The sequence below is a fragment of the Planomicrobium okeanokoites genome (assembly GCF_003428875.1).
GTDB lineage: Bacteria > Bacillota > Bacilli > Bacillales_A > Planococcaceae > Planococcus > Planococcus okeanokoites.
On sequence record NZ_QQRS01000013.1, the window covers coordinates 25,373 to 45,785 of the forward strand.

General features: G+C 47.0%; 11 protein-coding genes. 2 read left to right on the top strand and 9 right to left on the bottom strand.

What is annotated here, in order from left to right; translation table 11 throughout:
• Positions 1-74: 74 nt before the first annotated feature.
• Complete coding sequence (locus tag D2910_RS15545; protein WP_117314124.1) at positions 75-2,051, bottom strand: S-layer homology domain-containing protein; 1,977 nt, start codon at positions 2,049-2,051, stop codon at positions 75-77.
• A gap of 456 nt (positions 2,052-2,507) precedes the next feature.
• On the opposite strand from D2910_RS15545, the gene D2910_RS15550 reads away from it, so the two are divergent.
• Entirely contained in the window at positions 2,508-3,887 is a 1,380-nt protein-coding gene (locus tag D2910_RS15550; RefSeq protein ID WP_117314125.1) for an N-acetylmuramoyl-L-alanine amidase, read from the top strand.
• Between the two features lie 97 nt (positions 3,888-3,984).
• The gene (locus tag D2910_RS15555) at positions 3,985-5,664 is read left to right on the top strand and encodes a S8 family peptidase (protein WP_117314126.1); all 1,680 of its coding nucleotides are present in this window, start codon (positions 3,985-3,987) and stop codon (positions 5,662-5,664) included.
• 1,470 nt (positions 5,665-7,134) lie between these two features.
• Here D2910_RS15555 and ltrA read toward each other — a convergent pair.
• The 8 genes from ltrA to D2910_RS15605 form a co-directional block, all read right to left on the bottom strand.
• Positions 7,135-8,397 (bottom strand): group II intron reverse transcriptase/maturase, encoded by a 1,263-nt coding sequence (gene ltrA, locus D2910_RS15570; RefSeq protein WP_117314129.1) that lies wholly within the window; start codon positions 8,395-8,397, stop codon positions 7,135-7,137.
• 596 nt (positions 8,398-8,993) lie between these two features.
• The gene (locus D2910_RS15575) at positions 8,994-10,052 is read right to left on the bottom strand and encodes a C40 family peptidase (RefSeq protein WP_240633634.1); all 1,059 of its coding nucleotides are present in this window, start codon (positions 10,050-10,052) and stop codon (positions 8,994-8,996) included.
• A 294-nt stretch (positions 10,053-10,346) separates the two neighbouring features.
• Positions 10,347-11,756 carry an alanine/glycine:cation symporter family protein gene (locus tag D2910_RS15580; protein ID WP_101802380.1) on the bottom strand — a complete coding sequence of 470 codons (1,410 nt, stop codon included), beginning with the start codon at positions 11,754-11,756 and terminating at the stop codon, positions 10,347-10,349.
• Between the two features lie 247 nt (positions 11,757-12,003).
• Positions 12,004-13,095: an amidohydrolase gene (locus D2910_RS15585; protein ID WP_117314130.1), complete on the bottom strand. Its 1,092-nt coding sequence runs from the start codon at positions 13,093-13,095 to the stop codon at positions 12,004-12,006.
• Between the two features lie 5 nt (positions 13,096-13,100).
• The gene (locus D2910_RS15590; protein ID WP_117314131.1) at positions 13,101-14,216 is read right to left on the bottom strand and encodes a mandelate racemase/muconate lactonizing enzyme family protein; all 1,116 of its coding nucleotides are present in this window, start codon (positions 14,214-14,216) and stop codon (positions 13,101-13,103) included.
• Between the two features lie 742 nt (positions 14,217-14,958).
• Positions 14,959-15,933, bottom strand: coding sequence for a nuclease-related domain-containing protein (locus tag D2910_RS15595; protein WP_117314132.1), 975 nt, complete (start codon positions 15,931-15,933; stop codon positions 14,959-14,961).
• A 771-nt stretch (positions 15,934-16,704) separates the two neighbouring features.
• Positions 16,705-18,318 (bottom strand): M20/M25/M40 family metallo-hydrolase, encoded by a 1,614-nt coding sequence (locus D2910_RS15600; protein ID WP_084244306.1) that lies wholly within the window; start codon positions 18,316-18,318, stop codon positions 16,705-16,707.
• A 3-nt stretch (positions 18,319-18,321) separates the two neighbouring features.
• Positions 18,322-19,494, bottom strand: a complete 1,173-nt coding sequence (locus tag D2910_RS15605) for an aminotransferase class I/II-fold pyridoxal phosphate-dependent enzyme (protein ID WP_117314135.1) — start codon at positions 19,492-19,494, stop codon at positions 18,322-18,324.
• Between the last annotated feature and the right edge of the window lie 919 nt (positions 19,495-20,413).

Below are 20,413 nucleotides of genomic sequence, written 5' to 3' on the forward strand. Positions count from 1 at the left end.
ATATAACACAAAAAAAGGGTGCTGTGTTAAGGAGAAAAGACCCTTAAACAGCACCCTGCCTGCATATTCGGTTGTTATTTTGCGAGTGGTAACAGTTTGATATAAGTGCCAAGTGAACCAGCGCCATAAGCGAATGCCTCAGTATAGGCCTTATCCTCAGAAACTACTTTATACCATTTAGCACCTGAAACGGTTGTCTCACCAAGAATGACAACAGGAATCCCTGCCAGCGGTGTTTTATAAAGAACTGTATCAGCTCCTGTTGCACCTGCTGCATTACGGAAGTTCAATCCAGGAGTATTCGTGATTCCAAGATTATAAGCATACAGATCTTTTTTTCCGAGGAATTTGTCAGCTCGGTACATGTGGCCTGCAATTTTCTCGCCCCACAGATGATCGGATGCATAACGGACGTTCATGCCCATCCCTTTGTTTCCTAGGAAAGAACCGTTATAGTTCGTGCCCGTCACTTTCTGGTAGCTGCCGTTTACATGCTGAGCAGCGTGAATGATCGAATCTTTATAACTCGCATAGATCTTAGCGCCGTTATAAGCATCGCCATCAACGGCGTTCAATCCGAATAAATTCTTTTTATCCTGTGCGATCAAGCTTGTGCCCCATTGGCTTTCATGCAAAGCGTGCGCCAATAGATAGAAAGCATTCACTTTGTATTCTGCTTCGACGGCTTTGAAGAATTCGCCTGTACCCACCAGCGGGCTTTCAGTCCATACTTTGCCGTGCACTTGTCTGTTGTAATAAGGGAAGGCTTCTTTCAGGTAACGATCCAGTTCTTCAGCTGTATAATTCGTTTTTGTCGCAAGTTGCAATTTGTTGAAATACTGATGGGATTCCGTCACTTTCTTGCCAGTGGCATCAGTGAAGTTTGCCCCATCCCAGCTGTAATACTTCGCGCCGGCCTGGAAAGCTTCCGGTGCAACGCCGATGACTCCGGCAGTCGCATATGCTTTAGTGTTGTGGTTGTAAATATAATGAATCAATTCGCCATTAGTTGTCATTTGATAATAAGACTGGCCTGTCAGCAATTGCTTTGGAAGCAAGTTCACTGTATTTGCAGGCACATAGCCTACTTTACCAGCCAATTCAACTTTCACGTACTTGTCAGTTGCGCCGAGGTATTTCATTTCAGCGTTCGCTGTCACGTACGGACGGTACTTCGTGTTCCAGTCTGTTTTCAAGGTTTCCGTAGGGAAAACTTCTGTGAATTTGTTGGCTACTGCCAAGCCTTCACCTTTCATGTACAAAATCTGGCTGCTGCGCTCAACCAATTGGGCTGTGCTGCTGCCAGCAACATATTTTTGCGCTTCCGCAAAAGTATCAAACTCTTCCACAACAACAGTTGCTCCATCTTTTATGGAAGAAGCCTGAAATTCTTTCGGAACTGGAGGAAACACGATTTCACGGCCTCTTAGCATAAGCAAAGCCACCATCCAACGTTCGGATTCCCCTTTCGGAGCAAACGTATTATTTTCATTACCTTTGATGATTCCAAGATGCGTCAGGATTCTGACGTCTTCTTTATGATCGTTATGGATCAATGCCGTATCTGCAAAAGCAAGTTGCGGAACTTCTTTCAAGTCGGTAACAATCCCTTTGGCCTTCATAGCACGGGCTACCATACTGGCCATCTGTTCACGGGTGATCAGTGCATCCGGTTTGAATGTATCATTCGGATAACCGTTTACAATCCCGGCTTTTACTGCGTCCAGGATTGGAACAGCGTACCATTTATCCATCGGTACATCCGTGAAAGTCATTTCAGTTGCTGCAGCACTCGTAAATTCAGCGCTTTGCACCTGTGATTCCAGTTCAAATGATTTTACAACCATTTTTGCAAATTCTGCTCGTGTCACTTTGCGCTTCGGCTGGTAGGTACCATCCGGATAACCGTTCAATACGCCAAGTTCGATCAATTCGCGCATTTCCTTCTCATATACATAACCTGTTAAATCATCTGCCGCACTTGTTTGCAGCTGTGTCAGCGACGAAAGGACCAGAAGCATTGCTAAGATAAAAATTACTGTTTTCTTCATTCTCTGATGAATCCCCCTTTTTTCTGTATGAAACTAGTAATCGGCATTTTAAGTGTTTCCTTAATAGCCTGTTAACACTTTATATCATTTTTCTGCGGCAAACTATACATCTATATATCTAAATTTAACCATTTATTCATATAGATATGACCAATGCCTAGAAAAGAGTATACCATCTAAAAGTCTCCTAAAGATGATAAAATGTCGATTTTTTTATTAGAAATGAAAATTTCCATCCCTTTATGGAAGGAAATTTTTTCATTATTGGAGAATGTATAAAAACCGGGTATTTAATGATAAAATAGTCTTACTCCCCATAATCGGTTTTTTATAATTGACTTTTAAACCAGACTTGTTGCTTATTTTATAAAAAAATACATAAAATAGCATAAAAACGTGCTAATATCATCAGAGATAGAAAAATTACAAGAACCGAAAGGGGAAAATGAGAGACAAATGAATAGTTTTGCAAGCAAGGTCATGTTATTTCTAGTCGCTGCTGTTTTAGTGATTTCCAGTATAGGGTTGAGTCCCGCGTCCGCATGGACACCATTTAAGGATGTATCATCAAGTGATGTGGAGATTGATTACTTATACGATAGAGGACTTATCAAAGGAATATCCAGTAACCAATTCGGACCTGACTATTCAGTAACACGCGAACAAGCGGCTACATTGATCGGCCGTGCACTCGGATTAAGTGGAACAGAGAGAAAAACCAAATTTTCCGATGTGAGTTCGTCAAGCTACAGCTCCGGCTACATCCAGTCAGCGGTAGATAAAGGGATCATCACCGGATATCCTGATGGCACTTTCAAGCCGAAACAAACCATGACCCGCGGTGAGATGGCTTACCTATTAAGCCGCGCATTCAATCTCACGAAAACGAGCACTGTGTTCTTTACCGACATCAAACAAGATTCAAGCAGCACAAGCCTTTATACAGCAGTGAACAAAATTGCGACTGCCGGCATCTCAAACGGAACCGGCGGAGGAAGTTATTCTCCGAACAAAGAGTTGATCCGAGAAGAATTTGCAATCTTCCTGGCACGTGCATTGGAACCGAAATTCAAAGTAGCTTTCCAAAATGCGACGATCGCCAAATTATATTCAACTACTGATAACTTAAATGTCCGTTCAGGCCCATCCACAAGCTATAAAGTGATCGGCCAAATCCACACAAACAATGAAGTTCAAGTTTACGGCTACAGCGGCAACTGGGTTTACGGTAAGTCTGGAAGCCTTACAGGTTACTTCAGCCTTTCATACCTGGCAAAAGCTACATCTAAGCCATCCCGTGTAATGGTCATTGATGCCGGACACGGCGGAAGTGATCCAGGAGCGGTTGCAAATGGCCTGGTTGAAAAAGAAGTGAACCTTGATGTATCCCTTCGCGTCGAAAGAATGTTGAAAGCGAAAGGCATCAACGTATTGATGATCCGCAGAACGGATGTTTTCTACACACTTGATTACCGCGCTGCTTACGGCGTGAAAAATGGCGCAGACGCTTTCGTCAGCATCCACGCCAATGCTTATACACCAGGAACAAGCGGTTCTGAAACGTTCTATTCTGCATCTGTTGCGAATGACAGCAAACAGCTTGCAACATTTATCCAAAATCGCCTGTACAAAGCGATGGAGCACAATAACCGCGGCGTAAAAGAATACGATTACCGTGTTCTTGCAGCCAACCCGCTTCCAGCGGCTCTTGTAGAACTAGGATTCCTGACAAACTCTGGTGATGCTGCCAAGTTGGCAACATCCACATACAGAGAACGTGCAGCTTCAGCGATTGCTGAAGGAATCGAAGATTATTATGACTGGAAACAACAATAAAAAAATATTATTTTTTCAAAAAACGGACTTTTAAAGTCCGTTTTTTTTGGGAATTATTATATACTGTACATACATAACATGTTTAGGAGGAAGTTAATTGAAGAAAACAGCGATCACTTTTATTTTATTGGTGTTGCTTACATCCATGAGCATCACGCCTGCATTTGCAGCAACTTCAGAAAATGACCTTGAAAAAGTGATCATCTCGTTTGAAGACAGCATTGACTACCAGGCCCTCGAGGACATGGGCGCTGAAATACATAGCGAACTGGACGCCATCTCATCTGTCATTGCAACGATTCCTTCTGCAACAGTCATGAAAGCTGATACAGAAGTATCGGTGAAGAACATTCCAGAAGGACCGATTTTTAAAGCAGCAGCCCAGCAACCTTCCTGGGGCTACCAGCATATCAAAGCGCCAAGTGCATTGAAGCTCGGCTATACTGGCAAAGGCGTGAAAATCGCTGTCATCGACTCAGGGATCAATTCCAAACATCCTGACTTGAGTGTCGCAGGCGGCGCATCGATGATCGACAATACATCGCCATTTACAGATGGCGCCGGACACGGCACACACGTTGCAGGCGTAATCGCTGCCTTGAATAACTCAATCGGTGTTGTCGGCGCAGCACCTGACGCAGAAATCTATTCAGTCAAAGTATTGGCAAGCAGCGGCGCCGGGACATTGGAAGACGTTTTGGAAGGTATCCAATGGGCGATCGACCAGGATATGGACATCATCAACCTGAGCCTGACAACCGACTTTAACATTCCCGAATTGGAGGCCTTGCTGAAAAAAGCTAACGAGCTGGGCATCATCGTCGTTGCCGCAGCAGGCAATATCGAAATAGTGGATACCCGCGGCAATTACGTCCAAAACACGGCAGACGTGCTGTATCCTGCCCGTTATCCATCAGTAATCGCTGTTGGTTCGACTGATACGAACAACCGCTTGTCCGGCTTCTCCTATCGCGGACCTTCTGTCGAAATAGTTGCACCAGGACAAGGCATCTACAGCACCTTCTCTACTATTGCGACTTCTGGCCACGACGATTACAAATCGAGTGAAGGCACTTCTGTTTCAACGCCATTCGTTTCTGCAGTGTTCGCACAATATAAAGAAGCCTATCCTCACCTGACAAATGCTCAATTGCGCGCAAGCGTTAAACGTGCCGTAATCGACTTGGGTGTAAAAGGCAAAGACAATCTATACGGCCACGGGCTTGTTCAATCACTTCAATCGAAAGTCGCATTGTTCCCGGATCTCCGCACGGATTACTGGTACAGCGAATCGATCCAGTACATCTTTGACCGCGGCATCGTCACCGGCTTCCCGGACGGCACTTACCGCCCCGAATCGACAATCACGCGCGCTGAAGCCATGACCATGATCGGCCGTGCGCTCGGATTGAAGACAGATGCCACCAAGCATTACTTCAAAGACGTCAAGACTGACTCTTACGCCGCTGGCTATATCAATAAAGCCTATGAGCTCGGCTACATCAAAGGAGTCACAAGCACCAGTTTCCATCCCGAATCACCGATTAAACGCGGCGACATGGCCGTCATCATGAAACGCGTATTCGAACTCACTTCATCAGGCGGCAGCACATTCTCTGATGTCGATGCTTCAAAATACTACGCTGACGCCGTCCAAGCCACTTACGAAAACGGCATCGTCCAAGGCTATAAAATCGACAACACCTTCCGTCCCGAAGCTTCCATCACGCGGGCCGAGAACGCTGAAATCTTAAGCAAATCATTAAAACTGCAATAAAATATGGAGTCATGGAGAGAGCCGCGCTGGTGTGCGGCTCTCTCTTTTTGTTGAATTTGGAGATGATGTGTAGGGGGCTTGTGGGGATGTGTTAGGTAAATGGCGTCATACGATAGCATATTTGCTCTATACGACAGTAAGCTGGCCCTATATGACACCAAATAGATTCTATACGACACTTAATTACCGCTATACGACATCATATCTCGTTCCAAGTGAGTTGACCCGCTAGTACACGAGGTTGCACAATCCGTTCTGCGGACAGCTTTTCATCCGAATGCACTTTTCTTTTGATGAGAGTCGGAGGAAATGTGGATTCGTAGGATAAGAATCGCAAACCGTAAGATAAAGTACTAAAAACGTAAGATAGAAATGCAAAATCATAAGATAGTCGCCCACAATCATAAGATAGAATTTCACCCCTATGAGTCAAGCCCCTATTACCCAAGTTCGGGCGGCATGTCTGCCGCCCACTGGGCAGTCCACTGGCGGACTGCTTTCCATTCCAATGCACTTTTCTTTCGTGAGAGTCGGAGAAAATTTGGATTCGTAAGATAAGAATCATAAACCGTAAGATAGAACTCAAAAACCATAAGATAGAATTGCGAAATCATAAGATATTCGCCCACAATTATAAGATAGAACTTCACCCATATGAGTCAACCCCCTATTACCCAAGTTCGGGCGGCCACCGAAGCGCCGCCCCTTGGGAAGTCCGCGGGCGGACTGCTTTCCATTCCAATGCACTTTTCTTTCGTGAGAGTCGGAGAAAATTTGGATTCGTAAGATAAGAATCGTAAACCGTAAGATAGAACTCAAAAACCGTAAGATAGAATTGCGAAATCTTAAGATAGTCGCCCACAATTATAAGATAGAACTTCACCCATATGAGTCAACCCCCTATTACCCAATTTCGGGCGGCCACCGCCGCCCCCTGGGTAGTCCGCTGGCGGACTACTTTCCATTCCAATGCACCTTTCTTTCGATGAGAGTCGGAGAAAATATGGATTCGTAAGATAAGAATCTTAAACCGTAAGATACAACTCAAAAACCGTAAGATAGAATTGCGAAATCATAAGATACCCATCCACAATCATTAGATTGAACTTCACCTAAGCAATCCAACCCCCTATTACCTAAGTTCGGGCGGCGGCCGAAGCACCGCCCACTGGGCAGTCCGCCCGCGGACTGCTTTCCACTCATATGCCTTTTCCTTCGATGAAACCCGTATTTAAAATCAACACGTTAACTAAATTCCCCTATACGTCAGCAACTCCCCACCATACGACACTAAACAGAACCTATACGACACCAAAAACAAGCTATACGACACAAATACCCCGCTATCCGTCAACATCCCAACTCCAACCAACCAACTAACTACCCTTCCCAAAAAATCGAGTAGGAGGGAGTGATTAACTCCCGACCTCTCACACCACCGTACGTACCGTTCGGTATACGGCGGTTCAATTAAGATGCGTAACGCAAAGTTTCATAACGTGCTATCAGACTTTTGAGCCCTTGGGAACTCCAGTAGGAGTTTCCGAGGGCTCTATGCAATACCGGACTGTTTGAAATCCGCCAATAGCTTTTGCGTGAATTGCCCCATTCGTACGCCTTTCCTTTCGGAATGCCTAGTCCAGTGAGCTTTCGCACTTTTGTGCTCGACTTCTTCCAATCCTTCCACATGCACATGCGGAGTCTTCTTCGAATCCACTTCTCGAGTTTTACAAATACAGTAGGCGTATCTGCTAGCGAAAAATACCCGCACCAGCCCGTCAGGTACTGGTTCAGCTTCGCGATTCGCTGTTCCATCGAATACGGTTTGCTTCGTGAGGTGATGTCCCGGATTTTGTCTTTCATCCGGTTCATGCTCGTTTTCGCAATCCGCACCTTCGGTTCTTTGTGAGGCGTAAAGCTGAATCCAAGGAATTTCCGCTTCCACGGTCGGTCTACAGCTGATTTGCTGGTATTCACTTTCAGCTTCAGCTTTCCTTCTATAAATGAAGTCACCGACTTCATGACCCGGTTGCCTGCTTTCGGTGTTTTCACGTAGATGTTGCAGTCATCGGCGTAGCGGACAAACGAGTGACCACGCTTTTCGAGCTCTTTGTCCAGTTCATCCAGGACAATGTTCGAGAGCAGCGGGCTGAGAGGACCTCCTTGCGGAGTGCCTTCCTCACTGTTCATCACGACTCCGTTTATCATGATGCCAGTTTTCAGATACTTGTGGATGAGCTGAAGCAGGTGCTTGTCCTCGATTCGCTTCGCCAGAAGCCCCATGAGCTTGTCATGGTTCACCCGGTCGAAGAATTTCTCCAAGTCGATATCGACCACCCAGCGATTGCCTTCTGTGATAAACCTTTTCGCTTTCTTCACTGCGTCATGAGCGCTCCGTTTTGGTCGGAACCCATAACTATGTTCAGAAAACGTCGGGTCATAAATAGAAGACAAAACCTGGGCAATCGCCTGTTGAATAAACCGATCAATCACGGTTGGGATGCCAAGCAGGCGCACGCCGCCATCAGGTTTCGGGATTTCGACCCTGCGGACCGGCTGCGGCTGATAGGTTCCCGACAGAAGTTCCATTTTCATGGTGTCCCAATGTTCGATGACATGCGCTCGCAGGTTTTGTACGGGCATTTCGTCGACACCGTGGCTTCCTTTATTACGAACCACTCGGTTCAGGGCACGTATTAAATTTTCCCGTGAGAGAATCTGTTCCATTAACATTCGTTATGCCTCTTTCCGTGAACAACGGTTCTTCTTTATCCAGTTTCTGCTCCACCCTCTTGATGTCCCCAGTGGAATTCACCACGTCCTCCAGTCAAGTAAGCCCTAACGGGTTGTCTGTGTTCAACGCAGAAACTGCCTGCCAAGATGTTGTTCTCTCTTAATTGTTCAGCCCTTCCCCCCCGTCTCGAGACGAGATGGTACTATGGCTTCTGCTGACTTCTGGTTGTTCAGCTGCCCATCACTGGGCAGGTTACCAAGGGTACTTGGCGTTCCAACCAGACCTCCCCGGGTAAGAACGCAATCTTTCCCTCCACCTATCTGCTTCATTTACTGCATGCGACCTTCGGCAGAAAGGGCTTTGCCTTGTTTGGCAGGCTCACCCAATCGCACATAGCCTTCTATGAAGTTCGTGTTCCTCAGACCGGAGGTTTGCCGCCCGCTTCCTTCAGATTCCACGTCGCCGTGGACACCCTTGCGCTTGGCTAACTGTTACTTCTGCCTTCACAGTTCGGGACTTGCACCCTATAGATTACGCCCATGCCGGGCACACCAAAAAAACCGCCTGCCCCACTAGGGACAGGCGGTTCGCTATTTTATTGGTTGATTGAGTTGTAGATGAATTGAGCGAATTCTGCTCTTGTTGCGTTAGCGTTCGGTTTGAATGATCCATCATCGTAGCCTTTAGCCAAGTTGCTTGATGCAACTTTGATGATTGAAGATTCAGCCCAGTGGCCGCTGATATCAGTGAATGACACTGAAGTGTTTGATGCTTTCATTGCGTATGCTTTTGTCAGCAATGCGCTGATTTCAGCACGCGTGATTTTAGCGTCCGGTGCATAGTTGCCGTTGCCGCGTCCATCGATGATGCCTTTTTTGTAGACAGCGTTGATGTAGCCTGCTGCCCAGTGTTTAGAAGAGACATCGTTGAAAGATGTGCCTGCAACTGGTGCGATTCCAAGTGATTTAGCGATCATTGTTGCCGCTTCAGCTCTTGTTACAGAGTTGTTCGGTTTGAATTCGCTGTGATCGTAACCTGTGATGATGTTTTTCATGCTCAATTCCGTGATTGGTGCGTAAGCCCAGAATGATTTAGAGACATCATAGTACTGGCCTTTTGGAAGATCCGGTTTTGGCGCTGGTGCCGGAGCAGGCGCTGGTGCCGGTTTTGAAACTGTAGTTACTGCTTCTTTGACGCTTGATAGACGCTTAGCGCCTGCATATTTAGGAGCCCAATATGGGTTAGTGTTGATGTTTGAGATCGAAATTCCTTGGCTTTCAGCTGAAATGACATTGCCATTTCCGATGTAGATTCCTGTATGTGAGATTCCCGGCTTATATGTATTTGCGAAAAATACTAGATCGCCTTTTTTAAGGTTACTCTTGGAAACTGCTGTACCTACGTTAAATTGTTCTGCTGAAGTTCTTGGCAAGCTGATGCCGAAGTTACCATAAACATATCTGATATATCCTGAGCAATCGAATCCTGAAGGTGTTGTCCCGCCCCATTGGTATGGAACGCCTTTAAATTTAAGAGCATATTCTGCAATTTGGTCTGGTGTTGCTCCACTGGCTGCGTCGGCTTCACTAGTCATCATTGGTGCTGCTGAAATTAATAGTACAGCAATCATCATAAGCATTATACGTTTCTTCAAATCGTCACCTCTATAAGTTAGTGGATTCTGGATGCTGATCAGACACCGAATCAAATTTCTTTTTTGAAATACCTTTCTTGCATATTTAGATACTAACAGAATAAACATCATAAGTAGGTTACAGTTATATTACAGTTATGTAACAAGTGCTATTTCTATGTTTATTATTGGAAGAGCAGGGTAATTATAAATGTTTAAAAGCCCATTCTACGTACATATATCCATGTTTTATTGCAGTAAAAAAAGCCCTTCAGACGTTGCTCTGAAGGGCTTTCTCTATACAAATATTATAATTTAATCCCGGTCTTCTCCCCAGCATTCCGTATTTTTCAATCCTGGAATATCTTTTGCGTAAAATTCGGGATTTTTTCCTGCTTTACGTTGTTTCGTGTAATCATCCAGCACTTTGAAGGCTGTGTTACCTAACAGTGCTATAACAACTAAGTTGAGCACCGCCATGAGACCCATGAACAGATCGGCCATATTCCAGACCAGGCTGACTTGAGCCAAAGCACCGAACATGACCATCGCCAATACGCCAAAACGATAAGCTGTCAACCAGCCACTGTGGGCATTGATGAATTCGATGTTCGTTTCGCCGTAGTAATAGTTACCGATGATCGAACTGAATGCGAAGAACAGAATCGCAACAGCCAGGAAGTACGGAGCCCAGTCGCCTACGTGCACGCCAAGGGACGCCTGTGTAAGCAGGATGCCTTCCTGTTCACTTGTGTTATAAAGGTCGGCAAGGATAATGATGAAAGCAGTTGCCGAACAGATGACGATCGTATCGAAGAACACACCCAGACTCTGTACAAGCCCTTGTTTTGCAGGGTGGGAAACGTTAGCTGATGCAGCCGCGTTCGGAACAGAACCCATACCGGCTTCGTTCGAGAACAAGCCGCGGCGCACGCCTTGCATGATGGCTGCACCGATACCGCCGCCGACTGCTTCTTCAAGGCCGAAAGCATTTTCGATGATCAGCATGAAGACTGCTGGAATTTCCGTAATATTCATGATGACAATATAGATAGCCACTAGTAGATAAAGGATCGCCATGACCGGCACAACTACTTGAGTAACTTTCGCGATCCGTTTGACACCGCCGAAGATTACGACAGCCGCCAACAGCACCAATCCTAATCCGACCGTCCAATCCGGAATATTGAAGACATCCCCGAACGATTGCGCGATGGTATTCGATTGTACAGAGTTGAAGATGAAGCCGAATGCGAGGGTCAATAGAATGGCAAAAACGATGCCTAATTTCCGGTTGCCCAGCGCTTTCTCCATATAATAAGCGGGTCCTCCGCGGAACTGCTCGCCGTCGCGCACTTTATATACCTGCGCCAATGTGCTTTCGATGAAAGCTGTCGCCATACCGATCAGCGCAACCATCCACATCCAGAACACAGCGCCTGGTCCACCAATGGCAACCGCCAATGCTACACCTGTAATATTCCCTGTCCCAACGCGTGATGCCGTTGAAATGGTGAATGCCTGGAAAGCCGAAACCCCTTTTTCCCCATCTTTCTTTTCACTGATGACGCGGAACATTTCGCCAAAAAGCCTTACTTGCACAAATTTTGTGCGGATCGTGAAGTAGACGCCCAATCCTAACAATAGAGCGATCAATATGTATGTCCATAATAAGTTATTCCCTTCGTCAACGATCCACGTCAACGCGTCTAAAATTGCATCCATTCAAAAAATCCTCCTCTAAGTTGAGCAAACTTATTCTCTATACCCGCAGCAACTGTTGAGAAAACCTGTTGCAGGCGATGTATCCTGCAGAAGGAAATCATTAAAAATTCAAACTTTTTTGAGTCCAAATTAATAAAACCCTCTTTTTCAAGAGGGTTTCCTTCTGCTCATTTCACTGTATCATATTGAAGATTACTACGTTAGTGTCATAAGCATTAATTCCATGCTCTATTTCCCGGGAAATGTTTTAGGCGTTTTTCAGTGTTTCCGCCAACACGCGCGCCCCAATATCGAGTGCTTCAGGATCGAACTTCATATCGGGGTGATGAAGTCCGGGTGTAAGATCTGCTCCGACACCGACCATCGCCGCCTTCAGTTCCGATTTCCGGATCGTATAGAAATGAAAATCGTCCGCGCCAGGCGTATGCAGCGGATCGGCTGTATTTTCTTCGCCAACCACATTCCGGATTGCAGTCCGCGCAATTTCCATCGCTTCATCCGACACTTCCGCTGCTGGGGTATAATCGGTCCATTCCCAGTCGATGGCGACATTATAAAGTTTGGATAGTGAGGCAAAACCGTCATCAATGCGTTTCCGCAATTCATCCATCAAATCATTCGACTGCGAACGGACATCGAGCGCAAACGTCGCGCTGCCCGGAATGATATTCAAGCTTTCGCCGCCCATTTGAACATTCGTCAGCTTAGCCGAATAGGATTCGAACGGCGAAAAATAAACCGATTTCACGAACTGGTGAATCGCTGCAATGACATCCATCGCATTCCTGCCTTGATGCGGGCGTGCACCATGCGCGTCTTCTCCCGTAATTTTCCCTCTCAGGAAAATTCCTGCTCCGTGATGCAGTGCCGGCGACACTTTGCCGAGCGGCAATTCTTCTGCCGGACGAAGATGGACACCGAACAGTTGGCTCACGCCTTCCACCGCTCCCCGCTCAATCATCGACAGCGAACCATTGCCTTGTTCTTCCGCTGGCTGAAAGATAAAACGCACACGTTTCGTCAGTGTTTCATTCCGCAGGTACAATAAGGCACCCAGCACCATCGCCATATTGGCATCGTGCCCACATGAATGGTTCGCCTGCATCGTCCCGCCGACTTCCTGCCAAAGAGCATCGATGTCTGCACGCACCGCGACAATCTCCTCACCTTCCCCAATTTCCGCAATCAACCCGGTGAGGTCGTCGAAAATATTGGAGCGGACACCCAGTTCATTCATAATTTCCTGCAACTTCTCGGTCGTTTTGAATTCTTTCCAGCTCACTTCCGGATTCGCATGGAAGTGATTAAAATATTCCTGGATCTGCTGTTTAATTTCCATTCCGTTCACCCTTCCACTTTCGCCGATTTAATCGTAAGTTTTTCCAATTTGGCCATATCGACATCCACTCCAAGCCCCGGCTTGCCGCTCAATTTCACATAAGGCAGTTCATACTGGAGATTTCCGATCTCTTCCGCGAATAAAAGCGGTCCGGTCAGCTCGGCTGTTTGGATATTCTTGCGTGACATCACCGCGTGATAGCCTGCCGCGGACCCGACAGAAGACTCAACCATCGATCCGATCTGTGCAATGATTCCCGCCGCTTCAGCCGCTTTGGCCATTTGTATCGCCGGGAAGATGCCGCCTGCTTTCATCAATTTGATGTTGATGTAATCCGCTGCCTCCAAACGGATGATCTCCAGCACATCTTCCATCGTCTGCACGCTTTCATCCGCCATAATCGGTGTCGACACTTTTCGCCGCACTTCCGCCAAACCGCGGATATTTCCCATTCGGATCGGCTGTTCAATCCATGTCAGATTGGCGCCTTCAAGATAATTGATCGTTTGCACAGCGAGCCCGACCGTTTTCCACCCCTGATTCACATCAATCCGGATCGGCATCTCTTCGCCCACCGCTTCACGCACGGCATAGATCCGCTCAATATCGAGTGCGGCATCGTCCAAGCCGACTTTCAGCTTCAAACTGGAGAATCCCTGGGCCACCGCTTTTTTCGCTTTGTCCGCCATAATTTCCGGCGCTTCAATGCTCAGCACTTTCGGATACTGCAGATGTTCATGCGCCTTGCCGCCAATTAAATTATAGACCGGCTGCCCCGTCGCTTTTCCCATCAAGTCATAACAGGCAATATCGATAGCGGCTTTCGCTGCCGGATTGCCGGAAATGGCGGCATCCATTTGGTGGTGAATCTGCTCTATATCGAACGGACTTTGGCCGATAACATGCGGCACCAGCACATGCTTCAAAATCTCAAACGCCGCATCCACCTGCTCCCCGGTCACATGCTCATCCGGCACGGCCTCGCCGTAGCCTACGAGCCCATCGTCCGTTTGGAGCCTGACAATAATCGCCGCCATACTCGGATAGCTGGCATACGAAATAATGAACGGCTCTTTCAATGGAAAGTTCACCGCATAAATCTCTGCTTTGCTGATTTTCATGTGGTTCCGCTCCTTTGGTGGTGTGATTATATATGATTGTATCTTTATTTGTGGGGGGTTGCTAGGGTGGGGGTGGCACATGGGGTGGGGGTGCTGTCGTATAACTTTGTTTTGGTATCGTATAGATGCTGGTTGTTATCGTATAGCGACGAGTTGTTGTCGTATAGCGACGAGTTGTTGCTGTATAGCGCATTTTACTTAACACGCCCGACTTTTCATACAATTCTCATCGAAAGAAAAGTGCATAGGATTGGAAAGCAGCCCGCCGCCAGCGCGGGCTGCCCAGTGGGCGGCGCTTCGGCCGCCGCCCGATCTGGCTAATAGTGGGTTGAGTTGCTTGGGTGGAGGTGATGGTGTCGTATAGCGGCGATTTAGTGTCGTATAGATTCTGTTTAGTGTCGTATAGCGAAGATATGCTGACGTATAGCATATTTTACTTAACGTGCCGGCTTTTCATCCGGCTCTCATCAAGAGAAAAGGGCATTTGTATGGAAAGCAGCCCACCGCCAGCGCGGGCTGCCCAGTGGGCGGCGCTTCGGCCGCCGCCCGATTTAGGCTATTAGTGGGTTGAGTTGCTTGGGTGGAGGTTATGGTGTCGTATAACTTTGATTTAGTGTCGTATAGATGCTGGTTGTTGTCGTATAGCGAAGTTTAGCTGGCAAATATCTCATTTTGCATCATATATCGACTTATCCTGGATCGCTACTAGAAAGTGGCTCTCAAAAAACAAAAAAGACATTCATTATTTATGAATGTCCACTTGCATGTCCAAATAATATTTTCTTGTTTTATTGTCTCCGACCTTCTTATATAACGGATTTTTAAGTATCCTTCTAACGGTCGAGGGAAACTCTAACTCCAAAAAGTCCTTGCACTCCGCAACAGTAATGCTGGGTTTCATTAGCATGAACCATTCTTGGATTGCTTGGTGATGGGCCTCCGGATTTGTGACTCTACAAGACTGGCACATCCAGGTACGCTTGATTTTATTCATTTTCGAAGATTTACAGTCTGGACAAAATACGCCTTTACTAATTTCGTTTGGAGCGATATTGTTCTTCGGTGCAAGTGGAAACGGATTAAACTCAGAATAGAGACTGAGCAATTGCTGTCCGAGTTTATGCAACTCATCGATGGAGAGGATTTTCGGAGGCATATTGAAATTCTGCAAACGGATCATTACTTCATCTGCACTCCAAATAACAGAACCAGGAGGCGAATCTTCGACGATCTGATTCGGATAAGCAATCACCAGAAACGCATGAATTGGGAGAGCTACATCGAGGCTGTTCACCAGCTTTTCAAACTTCCACTTTGCCATTTCCATCTGCACCAACGGACTTTTAAGGCCACGCTCCACCCCGGATGCCGTCGTTTGATGCAGTGTGCTTGGGTTTATAGTGAACCGAAGACGCCCCGATATATTTTTAACTTCCAATAAAATCACGCAGGACTGGGTTAATAAAATCGTATCGACCTGCAACTCGATATTTGAGGAAATTGAGTAATCCTGGATAATTAAATACGGATAATCAGGATCAAAGTATTTCATCAGCTGGTCGAGTCGTTCTTCTCCTCCATAACCCGCATTGGCAGATTTGAGTAGATCTTCAATAACCTCTCTTTTCGGATGATAAATGGATAATCTTTTCAACAATGCTTCATACCCAGCAATTTTAGCTGGCTTTTTTCGGTACTTGATAATTATTGTGGCCACCCCTCCATCAATAGTAGCACAGCTTATCAAGTTATTCCATATTTATCCAAATTTGAATTTTGAAGGCTCATATAGCTTCAAAAATGAGATTTGATTCTGATATTAAGTGGTATTTGATGATTTTTTGATGAGAAGGATGTGCTTGGGTAGAACGCTATTAACGTATAGCCGTGCTTTGGTGTCGTATAGATTCTGTTTGGTGTCGTATAACTGCGTTTTGTTAACGTATAGCACATTTTACTTAACGTGCCTGCTTTTCGAATGGCTTTCACTAAATAAAAAGTTCACTCATATTGGAAAGCAGCCCGCCACGCGGGCTGCCCAGTGGGCGGCGCTTCGGCCGCCGCCCGAGCATTTCAGAGAGTGGGTTGACTCGTTTGGGTGGAGGTTTGCTATCGTATAGCTGTGATTTGGTGTCGTATAGATGCTGGTTGGTGTCGTATAGCGAAAATATGCTGACGTATAGCGACTTTTACTTAAGGAGCCCAATTTTAGAAAGCTATCAATAAGAGAAAACTGCATTCGATTAGAAAGCAGTCCGCCACCAGCGCGGACTGCCCAGTGGGCGGCGCTTCGGCCGCCGCCCGATCATTTCAGAGAGTGGGTTGACTCATTTGGGTGGAGGTTTGTTATCGTATAGCTGTGATTTGGTGTCGTATAGATTCTATATGGTGTCGTATAGCTTCTATATGGTGACGTATAGCGGATTTTACTTAACGTGCCCACTTTTCATACGACTCTCACCATATCCCCCCACCAAAAAAAGCCCCCTCACAGGCGGCTTTTCACTGGTATTGATAGGATCATCTCTTCGAGCAGCGCTGGCATCTGCTCGAAGGCGTTTTTGATGTGGAGGCGTTCGGTCCGTTTGTGGGCATCCTTGCCGAATTGGCCGATGTTGAGGACCGGCGCTTTCAATTGCGACATGGCCTGGAACGGGATGCTGTAGGAATCGCCGTAGACTGGCGTGTTGCTTTCGTATGTGACCCAGCCTTCTTCCTGGTCGCCATAATTGACGTAGCTGAGATCGGAAATGCCGTTGAAATAATGGATTTGATTGAGCTGATAACCGAATTTCGCCTTGGCGTTATCCGTAATCTGTTCAACCAGATGCTTGACCAGTTCGTCTTCCGATGAATTGACCGCCGGGTAATACGGCGGCGCGAACATGATGACGATCGCCGGCGTGAGTTCCTGACAGTTGAGCAGGAGGATATCGGTGATGTGCATCGATTTTTCGCGCACGTCCCATTCCGGATGCATCAGCGTATCCCGGATCAATTCGTTGAAGTAATCGAGTCCGAATTTTTCAAGCGCGTATTTCACCAGATTTTCATAGCGCATGACCTGAATCTCTCCGACAGGTTCGATGTTTTCATTGCGGCACATTGAACGGTAATCTGCCATACAATGCGCTGCGGCATCTTTTGCGACGCCTTCGAACAGGTCGAATACTTCTTTGGCGCTGTGTTCCATGGTGAATACGTTGTACATCGCATACGTCCGGTACGGCGTTTGGGCTGAATAGGAATGCTTGATGTCACGTTGCGTCAGAGTTACCGGCAGCGGCGTCGTTTCCCCGTAGACGGTTTCTTTGAATGATGGATTCCATTCCATCCGGTGTGTCAGGTATGTCGAGATATAGCTCGATGTGATGCCTGACAGCGGTTCGCCGACATGCGTCTCTTTGCCGTAGAACATGGCGGACGGCATGATTTTGCCGATTGAGCCTGTGTAAATATAATGGTCCTGGTCCCCTGGTTTCTGCGCGAATGAAGGCTCGCCGTTCAGGAATAAAATATATTCGAGTCCGTATTCGCGTTCAAGGTCGAGTAGCTTGCCGACGCTGTAGCGCATGCCCGCGGAATTGACTTCTTCATCCGGAACGGACAACAGCACCAGGTTGATATGCCATTCATTGGCTGCAGCTTTTTCAAGCATCGCCATGTGCATCGCGAGACCCGCTTTCATGTCCATTGTGCCGCGGCCGAAAAGGTATTCACCTGAATCGAGATCTGCTTGGGCGTATTCGTCCAGTTCATCGCGAAAATCCTTCAGCGCTTCCGTCAGTTCGACCGGCTTGCAGGCAAGCGGCTCCAAATCGCCGTATTCCTCCGTTTCAACCGTATCGAAATGGCTCATCAGAACGATGGTGTCGGTGGCCTCCGGATGTTTGTATAAAGCGGTGACGTATTGGCGGTCCCAATTGACTTCACCAAGATAAATCTTTTCAGGATTTTCCTGGAAGTAAGGAATCTGCATCAGCTTTTCCTTCAAGTTATAAGCGAATTCAACTTCCCCTTCAGACAGCGTAATGCTATTCCAGCTGACCATTTCACAAAGCAAGTTTTTCAATTCCTCCGGTGTTCCCCATAACAGACCCATAACTTATCCCCTTTCAGTCACTTGCACAGTTTTCAGCCAATCGGCCATCCGCTCCATCGCCTGTTCCAATGTTGGCATCGCATAAGCATACGAAATACGCAGGAAACCTTCCCCATATGTTGTGAAAGCTGAGCCCGGCACTGCCGCAACGCCCCCCTCTTTCAACAGGCGCGTTGCGAATTCGAATGAAGTCAGCCCGAATTTCTCGATGGATGGAAATATGTAAAAAGCTCCAGTGGGCTTGACGACGTCAAATCCCATTTCGATTAATTTGCCGTAAACATAATCGCGGCGCGTCTTATAGGCATCATTCATTTCATCCGGCACGAAACGGTTGTTGCGCAACGCCTCGATCGCGGCGTGCTGGCTCGGCAATGACGCGCAGACCGTGTTATATTGATGCACTTTCAGCACATGCTGCAAATATTCCTGCGGCCCGAGCAAAAAGCCCATCCGCCAGCCCGTCATCGAATGCGATTTCGAGAGGCCATGCACCAGGAAGGTCCGGTCTTTGATATCGTCATAGCACGCGAATGAAAAATGCTGGCCCTCGAAAACATTCTCCGAATAGATTTCATCCGATATGATGAAGATTTCGTGTTTTTTCAACACTTCGACCAATGCATCCGTTTCTTCTTTATTCAAGCTGACACCCGTCGGATTCGAAGGGAAATTGAATAGCACAGCTTTTGTTTTATTCGTGATGGCCGCTTCCAAACGCTCCGGGTCCGGCACAAGTGCCGTATCCGACGTATCGAGCAGCACCGCTTTGCCGCCGTTCAATTCAATGAGCGGCACGTAGCCCGTGTAGCAAGGCGCCGGGATAATGACTTCGTCGCCTTCTTCAATAATCGTGCGCAGCAGCGAATCCAGCCCTTCGCTGGCACCGTTCGTAATGATGATCTCCGTCTGCGGATTATAGGACAAACCGTATGTGTCGCCGAAAAACGCCGCAACTTCCTGGCGCAGCTCGATCAGCCCCGCATTATGGGAATAGCTCGTCTTATTGGCCGCAATCGCCTCCATGCCGGCCCGCTTCACCGCTTCCGGCGTAGGAAAATCCGGCTGGCCGATCGTCAAATTGATGGCATCCGGATAATCGACCAGCTGGTTGAAAAACTGGCGGATGCCTGATATAACGAGCGCTTCCGCCCGTGGATTAAGGGATAGTGTCATAATGATCTCCGTTCCATTCATGGTTTTCTTCTATTATATTCTTTTCGCGCTGAATAATAACAGGGAGGATACTCATAAAGATTGTTATTTTAGGCAATAAACCCTCGGCTTACGCAACGTTTGCCCTGTTGTCATCATCATAATTAATAATGTGGATTTGGACAAGGGAAAACGGTTGGGTTGGGTTGGGTTGGGTTGGGTTGGGTTGGGTTGGGTTGGGTTGGGTTGGGTTGGGTTGGGGGGAGGATTTTTGATGGGAAATGGAGATGCTATGAATAGTGGATTCGTTAGATAAGAGTGGTAAACCGTAAGATAGAAACCGAAAAACGTAAGATAGAAATGCGTAATCATAAGATAGCTGCCACAGATCATAAGATAGAACTCCACCTGTGTGACTCAAACCACTATCGGCCCAGTGGGCAGTCCGCCGCCAGCGCGGGCTGCTTTCCATTCGAAGGCATTTTTCTTTTGGTGAGAGCCTGCGGAAGTGTGGGTTCGTAAGATAAGAGTGGCAAATCATAAGATAGAACCCAAAAAACGTAAGATAGAAATACAAAACCATAAGATAGACACCCAAAACTATAAGATAGAACTCAACCTTAGCAACTCAATCCACTATCGGCCAAGATCGGACGGCGGCCGAAGCGCCGCCCACTGGGCAGTCCGCCGCCAGCGCGGACTGCTTTCCATTCGAATGCACTTTTCTTTTGGTGAGAGCCGGAAAAAAAGTCGGCTCGTTAAGTAAAATGTGCTATACGTGAGCATATCTTCGCTATACGATAGCAAACAGAATCTATACGGCACTAAATCACAGTTATACGACACTATCACTCCACTCACCCAATCGAGTAGAGGGAAAATAAGCTAACTTATTTCCGCCCCTCTCACAACACCGTACGTACGGTTCGCGTATACGGCG